At 36.8% G+C, this 12,497-nt stretch carries 10 protein-coding genes and 1 pseudogene; 7 read left to right on the forward strand and 4 right to left on the reverse strand.

The window, feature by feature from the left end:
• Positions 1–362: 362 nt before the first annotated feature.
• Entirely contained in the window at positions 363–1,838 is a 1,476-nt protein-coding gene (gene rng / locus HMPREF2644_RS03480; protein WP_005694007.1) for a ribonuclease G, read from the reverse strand.
• Between the two features lie 115 nt (positions 1,839–1,953).
• Between rng and putP the strand changes: the two genes are divergently transcribed.
• On the forward strand, positions 1,954–3,468 hold the full coding sequence (putP, locus tag HMPREF2644_RS03485; protein ID WP_070828237.1) for a sodium/proline symporter PutP: 1,515 nt from the start codon (positions 1,954–1,956) through the stop codon (positions 3,466–3,468).
• On the forward strand, positions 3,465–4,430 hold the full coding sequence (cmoB, locus tag HMPREF2644_RS03490; protein ID WP_032823531.1) for a tRNA 5-methoxyuridine(34)/uridine 5-oxyacetic acid(34) synthase CmoB: 966 nt from the start codon (positions 3,465–3,467) through the stop codon (positions 4,428–4,430). Before putP ends, cmoB begins: the two co-directional genes overlap by 4 nt.
• Positions 4,431–4,472: 42 nt before the next feature.
• Here the strand turns inward: cmoB and cdd are convergent, their stop codons facing one another.
• Positions 4,473–5,351: a cytidine deaminase gene (gene cdd / locus HMPREF2644_RS03495; protein ID WP_032823532.1), complete on the reverse strand. Its 879-nt coding sequence runs from the start codon at positions 5,349–5,351 to the stop codon at positions 4,473–4,475.
• A 273-nt stretch (positions 5,352–5,624) separates the two neighbouring features.
• Here cdd and HMPREF2644_RS03500 point away from each other — a divergent pair, with 273 nt between their 5' ends.
• On the forward strand, positions 5,625–6,107 hold the full coding sequence (locus tag HMPREF2644_RS03500) for a Dps family protein (protein WP_005650692.1): 483 nt from the start codon (positions 5,625–5,627) through the stop codon (positions 6,105–6,107).
• A 476-nt stretch (positions 6,108–6,583) separates the two neighbouring features.
• Here HMPREF2644_RS03500 and pepT read toward each other — a convergent pair whose 3' ends face one another.
• A complete protein-coding gene (gene pepT, locus HMPREF2644_RS03505; RefSeq protein WP_038439878.1) occupies positions 6,584–7,822 on the reverse strand; it encodes a peptidase T in 1,239 nt (412 codons plus the stop codon).
• Positions 7,823–8,117: 295 nt separating this feature from the next.
• Here pepT and potA point away from each other — a divergent pair, with 295 nt between their 5' ends.
• The 4 genes from potA (at position 8,118) to HMPREF2644_RS03525 (ending at position 12,063) form a co-directional block, all read left to right on the forward strand.
• Positions 8,118–9,236 (forward strand): spermidine/putrescine ABC transporter ATP-binding protein PotA, encoded by a 1,119-nt coding sequence (gene potA / locus HMPREF2644_RS03510; RefSeq protein WP_070828238.1) that lies wholly within the window; start codon positions 8,118–8,120, stop codon positions 9,234–9,236.
• Positions 9,220–10,080, forward strand: a complete 861-nt coding sequence (gene potB, locus HMPREF2644_RS03515; protein ID WP_005650698.1) for a spermidine/putrescine ABC transporter permease PotB — start codon at positions 9,220–9,222, stop codon at positions 10,078–10,080. Before potA ends, potB begins: the two co-directional genes overlap by 17 nt.
• The gene (potC, locus tag HMPREF2644_RS03520) at positions 10,080–10,850 is read left to right on the forward strand and encodes a spermidine/putrescine ABC transporter permease PotC (RefSeq protein WP_005650699.1); all 771 of its coding nucleotides are present in this window, start codon (positions 10,080–10,082) and stop codon (positions 10,848–10,850) included. The genes potB and potC overlap by 1 nt, the downstream gene beginning before the upstream one ends.
• A 130-nt stretch (positions 10,851–10,980) precedes the next feature.
• Positions 10,981–12,063: an extracellular solute-binding protein gene (locus HMPREF2644_RS03525; RefSeq protein WP_044364263.1), complete on the forward strand. Its 1,083-nt coding sequence runs from the start codon at positions 10,981–10,983 to the stop codon at positions 12,061–12,063.
• An 80-nt stretch (positions 12,064–12,143) separates the two neighbouring features.
• On the opposite strand, the pseudogene HMPREF2644_RS03530 reads toward HMPREF2644_RS03525, so the two are convergent.
• Positions 12,144–12,497: pseudogene (locus HMPREF2644_RS03530) on the reverse strand (ABC transporter ATP-binding protein); the annotation flags it as partial.

Raw genomic sequence — 12,497 nt, forward strand, 5'->3', positions numbered from 1 at the left:
AAAGGTTCATCTCTTGTTCTTGCCATAGAAATACTGGATTTAAATAAAAGATTGTAAAAACTTGCCATAAAAAACCGCCACGAAATTATCGTGGCGATGTATAAATGCAAAAAGTGCGGTAAGTTTTTTGGCAGTTTAGCTTACCAAACCCAGCCAGCCCCCATTTGATAGGAAATTTTGCTGTTTTTGCCTGCATTCACGGCGATACCGCTTTTTAATGTGATGTAGTGGAGGGAGGCGTATCAACTAAAGCTGCCTAATTTTACGTCATATAGATAAAATATAAAGGAAATATTGTTTTTATAAATAAAAAGTGCGGTGAAAGTCTCAAAAATTTTTACCGCACTTTATTGAAATAGAGTTTACATTACAACCACATCAAACTGTTCTTGGTTATAAAACTGTTCTGTTTTTACTTTTACTCGTTTTCCAATAAACATTTCCACTTCTGGCAGTAAACCGTGAGATTCTTCATTAATAAGATATTCTGAAACTGCTGGCGAGGCATAAACAACAAATTGTTCACTACTGAATAAATGATACACCCGAATAATTTCACGCATAATTTCGTAGCAAACTGTCTCAACAGTTTTCACCCGACCACGTCCATGACAAGTTGGACATTCATCGCATAGCACGTGTTCAAGGCTTTCGCGGGTTCTTTTACGAGTCATTTCTACAAGGCCTAATTGCGTAAAGCCATTCACATTAGTTTTCATACGATCTTTAGAAAGCGCATCACATAAAGATTGCAATACTCGATTGCGATGTTCATCTGTTTGCATATCAATAAAATCAATAATGATTATGCCACCAAGATTACGTAGTTGGAGTTGCTGCGCAATGGCTTTAGTTGCTTCAATATTGGTATTGAAGATGGTTTCTTCTAGATTACGATGCCCCACAAATGCGCCTGTATTAATATCAATGGTGGTCATGGCTTCTGTTTGCTCGATAATTAAATAGCCGCCCGATTTGAGATTAACACGTTTATCTAAGGCTGTTTGGATCGCATTTTCAACCCCGTACACATCAAAGATAGGTTGATTGCCAGAATAAAGAACAAGTTTATCGCTTAATTCAGGCATAAATTCATCGGTAAACTCTTTTACTTCGCCAAAGCAAAGTTTAGAGTCGATACGAATTTTTTCTAAGTTTGTGCCGATAAAATCGCGCAAAATACGTTGTGGAAGTGCTGGCTCGCCGTAAATTTTTGATTTGGTTGGGTACTTAGATTTACGTTCTAAAACTTTACGCCATAAGCGTTTTAAAAATTCAGCGTCTTGACGTAATTCTTCTTCGCTTGCCCCTTCTGTGGCGGTACGAATAATAAAACCGCCGAGTTCATCACAAAAAGGTTCAACTAATGCTTTTAAACGGGCGCGTTCTTCTTCGCTTTCAATGCGTTGTGAAACGCCTACGTGGCTATTTTCAGGCATAAAAACAAGATGACGCGATGGCAATGTGATATCCGTTGTTAAACGTGCACCTTTTGTACCTAGCGGCTCTTTCACCACTTGTACAACAATATCCTGCCCTTCTCGTACTAATTCTGAAATGCTCTTAACTTTAAATTGCTTTTGTTCATTTTCATCTACACATTCTGTATGGGATACAATGTCCGCAGCGTGTAAAAAAGCCGCTTTTTCCAAACCAATATCAACAAAAGCCGACTGCATTCCTGGTAACACTCGAGTGACACGACCTTTATAAATGTTTCCGACAATTCCTCGTTTAGCTTGGCGTTCAATATGCACTTCGCGCAACATTCCTGTTTCTACTAGCGCAATGCGTGTTTCGTTAGGCGTTACGTTCATCAATAACTCGACAGCATCCATTTTATATTCCTAATTTCTTAAATTTCATCAAATATTTAGTCTAAATAGAATAATAGCCCGAAATAAGGTAAAATGCACCCTTTCTGAAATTTTTAACCCATTTTGGACTTATATAATGTTTGGATTCGACCCAAGTCTTATTACTTTTACTATTTATATTTTCGGGATGTTGCTGATTGGCGTACTCGCCTATTATTACACGAATAATTTATCAGATTACATTCTCGGTGGACGTCGTTTAGGCAGTTTTGTTACTGCAATGTCTGCAGGTGCGTCAGATATGTCTGGTTGGCTTTTAATGGGCTTACCTGGTGCGGTATATTTATCAGGCTTAGTTGAAGGCTGGATTGCTATTGGTTTAACTATCGGGGCTTATTTTAACTGGCTTTTAGTGGCTGGTCGTTTGCGTGTTTATACAGAATTAAATAATAATGCGCTCACTCTCCCAGAATATTTTCACAATCGTTTTGGTTCATCACACAAATTATTAAAACTTGTTTCTGCCACTATTATTTTAGTGTTTTTTACTATTTATTGTGCTTCTGGTGTCGTGGCTGGCGCAAAATTATTCCAAAATATATTTTCTGTGGAATATTCCACCGCACTTTGGTACGGCGCAGCGGCAACCATTGCTTACACGTTCATCGGAGGTTTCCTTGCGGTAAGCTGGACAGATACCATTCAAGCCACATTAATGATTTTTGCATTAATTTTAACCCCTGTTTTTGTGTTATTGAGTTTCGCCGATACCGCTCAATTTTCCGCAGTACTAGAACAAGCTGAGGCTGCCGTAAATAAAGATTTCACGGATTTATTTACTTCTACCACACCACTTGGTTTATTAAGTCTTGCGGCTTGGGGATTAGGCTATTTCGGGCAACCGCATATTTTAGCACGCTTTATGGCTGCGGATTCTGTCAAATCACTTATCAAAGCACGCCGTATTAGTATGGGTTGGATGGTGCTTTGCTTAGCAGGCGCAATTGGCATTGGCTTATTCGCTATTCCGTATTTCTTTGCCAATCCAGCTATTGCAGGCACAGTCAATAATGAACCAGAGCAAGTATTTATTGAATTAGCTAAACTTTTATTTAATCCTTGGATCGCGGGCATATTACTTTCCGCTATTTTAGCCGCTGTAATGAGTACATTAAGTGCGCAATTATTAATTTCTTCAAGCTCAATCACAGAAGATTTCTATAAAGGTTTTATTCGCCCTAACGCATCTGAAAAAGAGCTCGTATGGCTTGGCAGAATTATGGTGTTAGTTATTGCCGCACTTGCTATCTGGATCGCACAAGATGAAAACAGTAAAGTATTAAAACTTGTAGAATTCGCTTGGGCGGGATTTGGTAGTGCATTTGGCCCAGTTGTACTTTTCTCTCTTTTCTGGAAACGAATGACATCATCGGGTGCAATGGCGGGTATGCTTGTAGGTGCAGTGACAGTATTTGCATGGAAAGAAGTTGTTCCAGCGGATACTGATTGGTTTAAAGTATATGAAATGATCCCAGGCTTTGCTTTCGCCAGCCTTGCAATTATTGTTATTTCATTACTTTCCAATAAACCAGAACAAGATATTCTTAATACCTTTGATAAAGCAGAAAAGGCTTATAAGGAAGCAAAATGATCGACTTTCGCCCTTTTTATCAACAAATTGCTACTACAAATTTATCGGACTGGTTAGAAACCTTACCACTCCAATTGAAAGAATGGGAAACTCAAACTCATGGCGATTATGCGAAATGGAGCAAAATTGTTGATTTTTTGCCTGATTTACATGCTGATGAAATCGATCTAAAAAGTGCGGTGAAATCTGACCGCACTTTTCCCCTTTCAGAAGGTGAAAAACAACGAATTATCCATCATTTAAAACAATTAATGCCGTGGCGAAAAGGGCCTTATCATCTTTTCGGCATTCATGTAGATTGTGAATGGCGTTCAGATTTTAAATGGGATCGTGTTCTTCCTCATTTAGCTCCCCTGCAAGGTCGCACTATTTTAGACGTGGGTTGTGGCAGCGGTTATCATATGTGGAGAATGGTAGGCGAAGGCGCAAAAATGGTGGTCGGGATTGATCCTACCGAGCTTTTCCTTTGCCAATTTGAAGCTGTACGCAAACTGCTTAATAATGATCGTCGAGCAAATCTTATCCCGCTAGGTATTGAGCAAATGCAACCATTAGCGGCATTTGACACTGTATTTTCAATGGGCGTACTCTATCATCGTAAATCCCCATTAGATCATTTAAGCCAATTGAAAAATCAATTGGTAAAAGGTGGCGAATTGGTATTAGAAACGTTAGTGGTGGATGGCGATGTAAATACTGTACTCGTACCGATAGATCGCTATGCGAAAATGAAAAATGTTTATTTTATCCCCTCTGTCGCCGCACTAATCAACTGGCTAGAAAAAGTTGGCTTTACCAACGTACGTTGTGTTGATGTAGCGACAACTACATTAGAAGAACAGCGTAAAACTGATTGGTTGGAAAATGAAAGCCTGATTGATTTTTTAGATCCAAATGATCACAGTAAAACCATTGAAGGTTATCAAGCACCGAAAAGAGCGGTAATTTTAGCGAACAAATAAAAAAGGGAATTATTCCTTTTTTATTTTACTCGCATTTCATATTTACAAAGAATAATACTCTAATTTTACTGAAGTTAATGTGGATAATAAGGTTTCAGCCATCGTTTTATGGCTCAATTTTAATGCTTTTTCAGCCATCACTATTCGTTCAATATCACTCAATTTTTTATCATTTAAATACGCAAAATTAAGTGCGGTTTGCAACGCTGGCAAACTCGGATTAAATGCGGCGTTTTCTGCATAACGTCCTGTCACCACATCACCATTTTTAAATAAAATCGCAATGCCGTGCGGACTATTTGAATAAGGACAATGAGATTGATTTGCCGCTAAAATAGCTTGATTAACCAAATCATCTTGATGATCAGCAACTAAATCATGATTTTCTTCCGCCAAAAGATGCGCTGCAATATCAAGATCTTTTGGTCCAAACGCATCTGGTAAATAAGAATGTAATGGATTATTTTGGCTATGCGGCAAATGAATTGAAATTTTTTCAGCACCGTGCAATTCATTCATAAATTGACGACAATGTCCGCACGGCGTGTAATTGACCACCATATCTGAAATACGGCGTTCATTACGCAACCAAGCGTGAGAAATTGCACTTTGTTCCGCGTGAATCGTTTGCTGAATGGCTGAATTAGCAAATTCTTGATTCGCGCCGAAATAAAAATCCCCTTGTTCGCCAATAGCAATTGCCCCCACATTAAAATGAGAAATAGCAGTATGACTATAACTTGCAGCAAGTGGCAACAAGTGCATAGCCAATTTTAGTGGGGTAAGTTCAAAATTATGACAAAGCTGCTGCACTTGGGAATAATTTAAAAAACCAGCCCAATTTTGTGAACGAAGTTCATTCACAATAGCTTGATTAAGTGCATCATCTTGTGGCAAGGTGCGCTTAATAAGTTCTTGCATAACATATCCTTAGAAAAAATATTAAAAATTATCACTGTACTTATTAAATCAAAATTTATTGTTAGCCGCGATAGTTTGATTAAATATTCATTAAAACTGTGATCTTGATCACTTATTTGATAGCTTCTATTTATTACAATTTCTTAACAAATAAGGCTAAGACTATCAATTATATTGAATAGAACAATTTCACTTCAAATTATAGAAACGTATAATACCCATATCAAAGGGAGGGCATTAGCTCAATTATTCAACTAGAAAAAGGAAATTATTATGTCAAAAACATCAATCGGACTAGATAAAGTTCAATCAGCAGAATTAGCCGATAAACTTAACGAATTACTTGCAACCTACCAAGTTTTCTATACTAATGTACGGGGCTACCACTGGAACATTAAAGGCGTAAACTTCTTTGCATTACACGCAAAATTTGAAGAAATTTATACTAATTTAGTTGCTAGAGTAGATGAGGTGGCTGAACGTATTTTAACTTTAGGTTACACACCAAATAATGCTTACAGCCAATACTTAAAAATATCTCGAATTAAAGAAGATATTGCAGTAAGTGAGGCACAAGAATGTTTATCAGGCACATTACAAGGTCTAAAAACATTACTAGATCAACAACGTGAAATTCTTGCTTTTGCAAATAACGCTAATGATGAAGGTACTGCATCACAAATGAGTGACTATATTAAAGAACAAGAAAAATTAGTATGGATGTTCCAAGCAGCGTGCCAAACTTGCCATAATTAATGAATAAATTTCAACGCTAACGAAAACTAACCTGCAATTAATCTAACTCAATAAAGTTAGATTAATTTAATTTGTCTAAGATCAAATTTGATCTAGCAAATTACCTCAAAAGTAAGAGTTTCCTATTTAGAATAGGAATGTCAAATTCAGTCTGAATAAAGGAAACTCTTATACCTATTATTTACAGCGATCTCTTTAAACTAATTTAGTCAATTTAGCCACTAAATTTAACGTTTTTTTAAATCAGTAAATAAATCTATAGAAATAAATATTGTAGAGCGTTAAAAATTGTGATTATTAACTATTTTATTATTTCTTGTCCAATTAGATAAAAAAAGCCCCTAAATAATTAGGGGCATTAAAAAGGAATTTATGAATAAAATCTCTAAAGTTTAGCTTCATCAAAGAAATCTCGATAAAACGCCACCATTATATTGAGTAATCTAAAGAATAGCAATAAAAATCTTTACATTTCTTTACAAATCTTTACATTTCAGCATTTCGATAATTACTTGGACAGTATTTTCCATGCCTTGTAAAGAAACCAACTCGTGTTTACTATGGAAATTATAGCCGCCAGTAAAAATATTTGGGCATGCTAAACCTTTAGAGGCTAAAAATGCCCCATCTGTACCGCCTCGAATCGGCTTATGATTTGGTTTAATTCCCACCGCTTTCATTGCGCGATCAGCAAGTTCAATTGATTGAGGAACGTTTTTTACCACATCATACATATTTTGGTAGCTATCTTGAATTTCTAACTCTATAGGCTTTTTCAAACCTTTTTTAGCATTAAATTTTTCCACCTGATTTTTAATAAAAGCTTTTCTTTGTGCGAAATTCTGTTCGTCAAAATCACGAATCAAATAGGTAAGCTCTACTTGCTCAATATCGCCAGAAAAATCTTCTAAATGATAAAAGCCCGCTTTCCCATCGGTTTTTTCTGGTACTTCATCAACAGGAAAAACTTGCTGAAATTCACAAGCTAAAGTCAGTGCATTCAGCATTTTTCCTTTTGCATAACCTGTGTGAATATTTCGCCCGAAAAACCGCACTTTTGCCGTTGCAGCATTAAAGTTTTCGTATTCTAATTCCCCTACTTCTCCCCCATCAATGGTATATGCCCAATCACAGGAAAACTTTTCCATTGGGAAATAATGGATTCCCAAACCAATTTCTTCATCAGGCGTAAAAGCAACACGAATATTGCAATGGGGAATATTCTCTTTTTGAAGAATGGAAAGTGCGGTCATAATTTCTGCAATTCCCGCTTTATTGTCAGCCCCAAGCAAAGTGGTTCCATCAGTAACAATAAGCGTTTGTCCGACTAATTTTTGCATAAAAGAATAATAAACAGGGCTAATAAATTCCTCGCCAATACCTAATGCAATATCTCCGCCACGATATTCTTCTATCACTTCTGGGCGTACATTTTTACCACTACATTGTGGAGATGTATCAAGATGCGCAACTAAACCAATGGTTTTCGTTAAGTTAGGATCATTAGCGGGTAAAAATGCTGTTACCACTGCATATTTACTTACTTCAACATTCTCCAAACCAAGTTGGATTAATTCTTTTTGTAACTGCATGGCTAACTTCATTTGCCCGACTGAGCTGGGGGAATGCTTCGCATGAGGTTTTGATTGGGTGTGAAAAGACACATAATGTAAAAATCGTTCTAAAAGTTCTGTTTTATCTATTTGAGAAATCATATTCTCGCTCCTTTTAAAAATATCTTTTTTAGTTTAACGAGAAAAATAGAAAACATCTTGATATATAACAATATTTATAAAATTAACGAAGTAAAATTCATCGAAAGTGCGGTTAAATTTCTCGTTATTTTTATGAACGGCAGTTTTTTACTTTCTAAGGCATTAAGTCCTTTTCATTATTAACAATTCACTATATCATAGGCGTCTATTTTTATATGTCGCCCCTGCAGTCTTGCAGGTTTTATTTCTACTCAGTACCAAATCATTGGTGAAATTAGGGAGAAAACCAAAGCTAGTGGAAAATCAGCTTCAAAACAAGCCTATTATTGAGCTTCGTTCAATCAAAAAATCCTATGGTTCTAACACCATTATTAACGATTTCAATCTTACAATTAATAACGGTGAGTTTGTCACTATTCTTGGCCCCTCAGGCTGTGGTAAGACCACAGTTTTACGCTTACTAGCAGGCTTAGAAGAATTGGATTCAGGTAGCATTATTTTAGATGGTGAAGATATCACCAATGTGCCAGCGGAAAAACGTCATATTAATACGGTATTCCAAAGCTATGCGCTATTTCCACATATGACAATTTTTGAGAACGTGGCTTTTGGTTTGCGTATGCAAAAAGTACCAAACGAGGAAATTAAACCGCGTGTTTTAGAAGCCTTGCGTATGGTACAGCTAGAAGAAATGTCGGATCGTAAGCCAACTCAACTTTCTGGCGGACAACAACAACGTATTGCCATCGCTCGTGCCGTAGTAAATAAACCAAAAGTGTTGTTACTTGATGAGTCTTTATCTGCATTGGATTACAAATTGCGTAAACAAATGCAACAAGAACTCAAAATGTTACAACGTCAGCTTGGCATTACCTTTATTTTCGTCACCCACGATCAAGAAGAAGCGATTACAATGTCTGATCGTATTGTATTATTGCGTAAAGGTAAAATCGCACAGGATGGTTCTCCACGTGAAATCTATGAAGATCCAGCTAACTTATTCGTTGCTCGTTTCATTGGCGAAATTAACGTATTTGAAGCCACTGTGATTGAACGAAAATCAGAACAAGTTGTACTGGCAAATGTTGAAGGGCGTATTTGTGATATTTATACGGATATGCCTGTGGAAAAAGATCAAAAACTTCAAGTACTCCTTCGCCCTGAAGATATTGTGATTGAAGAATTAGATGAAAATGAACATTCTAAAGCAATTATCGGTCATATTATTGACCGCACTTATAAAGGAATGACATTAGAATCAACGGTAGAGTTTGATCATAACGGAATGCGTGTCCTTGTAAGTGAATTCTTTAATGAAGATGATCCACATATGGATCATAGCATAGGACAACGCGTAGGTATCACATGGCACGAAGGCTGGGAGGTTGTACTCAACGATGAAGATAATCAATAATAAATTCCAGAAAATTACTGTTGCGATTATCTTCAGTTGGCTAATCTTCTTTGTGCTGATTCCAAACTTATTGGTACTTGCCGTAAGTTTTCTGACTCGAGATGGTAGCAACTTTTATGCATTCCCAATTACTATTGAAAACTATACAAACTTGTTTAATCCGCTTTATGCACAAGTTGTGTGGAATTCATTGTCTATGTCGGGCATCGCCACCATTATTTGCTTACTAATAGGTTATCCATTTGCTTTTATGATGAGTAAAATTCATCCTAAATATCGACCGCTCTTATTGTTCCTTGTGGTTTTACCATTTTGGACAAACTCGTTAATTCGTATTTATGGAATGAAAGTGTTTCTTGGCGTGAAAGGCATACTTAACACGATGTTAATTGATATGGGAATTTTGAGTGCGCCAATTCGTATTTTGAATACCGAAATTGCGGTAATCATTGGCTTAGTTTATTTACTATTGCCATTTATGATTTTGCCACTCTACTCTGCCATTGAAAAACTAGATAATCGTTTATTAGAAGCAGCACGAGATTTAGGAGCAAATACGTTCCAACGTTTCTTCCGAGTGATTTTACCATTGACTATGCCTGGTATTATCGCAGGTTGTTTATTGGTATTATTGCCAGCAATGGGAATGTTTTATGTAGCAGACCTACTCGGTGGAGCAAAAGTCTTGCTTGTTGGTAACGTAATTAAGAGCGAATTCTTAATTTCTCGTAACTGGCCATTTGGTTCTGCAGTCAGTATTGGTTTAACTGTTCTAATGGCATTGTTGATTTTCGTGTACTACCGCGCGAATAAACTATTGAATAAGAAAGTGGAGTTAGAATAATGAGTCGTTTACTACGTAATGCATTTATGTTTGTGGTATACGCTTATTTGTATATCCCAATTATTATTTTAGTCACTAATTCCTTTAACAAAGATCGTTATGGTTTGAGTTGGAAAGGTTTTAGCTGGAACTGGTACGAGCGTTTATTTAATAACGACACCTTAATACAAGCTGCGATTCATTCGGTAACTATTGCATTTTTTGCGGCTACCCTAGCTACTATTGTAGGTGGATTAACTGCAATCGCACTTTATCGCTATCGATTCCGCGGTAAACAAGCAGTAAGCGGTATGCTATTTATCGTTATGATGTCTCCAGATATTGTAATGGCAGTATCTTTACTTGCATTATTTATGGTTGTGGGTATTTCATTGGGCTTCTGGTCTTTACTACTTGCCCACGTAACTTTCTGTTTACCGTATGTGACCGTAACTATCTTCTCTCGCTTAAATGGCTTTGATTCCAGAATGTTAGAAGCGGCGAAAGACTTAGGTGCAAGCGAAGTGACTATTTTACGTAAAATTATCCTTCCTTTAGCATTACCTGCAGTTGTATCTGGTTGGTTATTAAGTTTCACTATTTCATTAGATGATGTTGTGGTTTCATCATTTGTCAGCGGTGTAAGTTATGAAATCTTACCATTGAGAATATTCTCTCTAGTGAAAACTGGTGTAACACCTGAAGTTAATGCTTTAGCAACGATTATGATCGTGCTTTCATTAGCTCTTGTCGTTTTAAGCCAGCTAATTACACGAAAAAATAACCATTAATTAACAAAAGGTTTCACAAACCTTTGAATTTAAAATAGAATACGCCTTGACGCACAATCAAGGCGTTTTTTTATGCCTGTCATTCGGCAGGTGGTTTTTTTACGACTCTTTAACAGGAGAACAAACAAAAATGAAAAAATTTGCAGGTTTAATTACTGCCAGCTTCGTAGCTGCAACTTTAACCGCTTGCAACGATAAAGATGCTAAGCAAGAAACTGCAAAAGCTACGGCTGCTGCTAATGACACTGTGTATCTCTACACTTGGACTGAATATGTACCAGATGGTCTTTTAGATGAGTTTACTAAAGAAACTGGCATCAAAGTTATCGTTTCAAGCCTAGAATCAAACGAAACAATGTACGCTAAACTCAAAACTCAAGGCGAGTCTGGTGGCTATGATGTTATCGCACCTTCTAACTACTTCGTTTCTAAAATGGCACGCGAAGGAATGTTAAAAGAACTTGATCACAGCAAATTACCTGTTCTTAAAGAATTAGATCCTGATTGGCTCAATAAACCTTATGATAAAGGTAACAAATACTCTCTTCCGCAACTTTTAGGTGCGCCGGGTATCGCATTCAATACCAACACTTACAAAGGCGAAGAATTCACTTCTTGGGCAGACTTATGGAAACCTGAATTTGCAAACAAAGTTCAATTATTAGACGATGCGCGTGAAGTATTCAACATCGCTTTATTGAAAATTGGTCAAGATCCAAATACTCAAGATCCAGCCATTATCAAACAAGCCTATGAAGAATTATTGAAATTACGTCCAAATGTACTTTCTTTCAATTCCGATAACCCAGCTAACTCGTTCATCTCAGGCGAAGTGGAAGTGGGTCAATTATGGAATGGTTCGGTACGTATTGCTAAAAAAGAAAAAGCACCTTTAAATATGGTATTCCCAAAAGAGGGTCCTGTACTTTGGGTTGATACTCTTGCAATTCCTGCAACAGCTAAAAATCCTGAAGGCGCACACAAGCTGATTAACTACATGTTAGGGAAAAAAACAGCTGAAAAATTAACCTTAGCTATCGGTTACCCAACCTCAAATATTGAAGCGAAAAAAGCATTACCAAAAGAAATCACTGAAGATCCAGCGATTTATCCGTCAGCTGATATATTAAAAAATAGTCACTGGCAAGATGACGTTGGCGATGCAATTCAATTCTATGAACAATATTATCAAGAATTAAAAGCAGCAAAATAATTGATCTATTAGCAAAGAATTAAAATCTGATTCTGTGCAATATTTCCTCTAAATAAAAACGCCCTTTCGGGCGTTATTTTTTAAGCTTTACCGTCAGTCAAATTTTTCTTTTCTTCCAATTCTTCCCAGCGTAAAAATGCTGTTTCTAATTCGGCTTCAGTATCCGCCAATGCTTTTAATTTAGCGTCGGTAATATCGTGAGCCTGTTGGAAAAATGCTGGATCGGCTATTTCAGCTTGAAGTACGGTGATTTTAGTTTCCAACTCTTCCAATAGTTGTGGAAGTTGTTCTAGCTCTCGTTGTTCTTTATAAGAAAGTTTCACGGATTTCGGCTTAGAAGTGCGGTCACTTTTCACCGCACTTTCTTCTTTTAGTGGTTCAGATTTCTTCGCTTTAGCCTGTTCTTCCACTGCTTTACTTGCCCAGAAATTGGC

It is taken from the genome of Haemophilus sp. HMSC071C11 (assembly GCF_001837655.1).
In the GTDB taxonomy this organism is placed as follows: domain Bacteria; phylum Pseudomonadota; class Gammaproteobacteria; order Enterobacterales; family Pasteurellaceae; genus Haemophilus; species Haemophilus influenzae.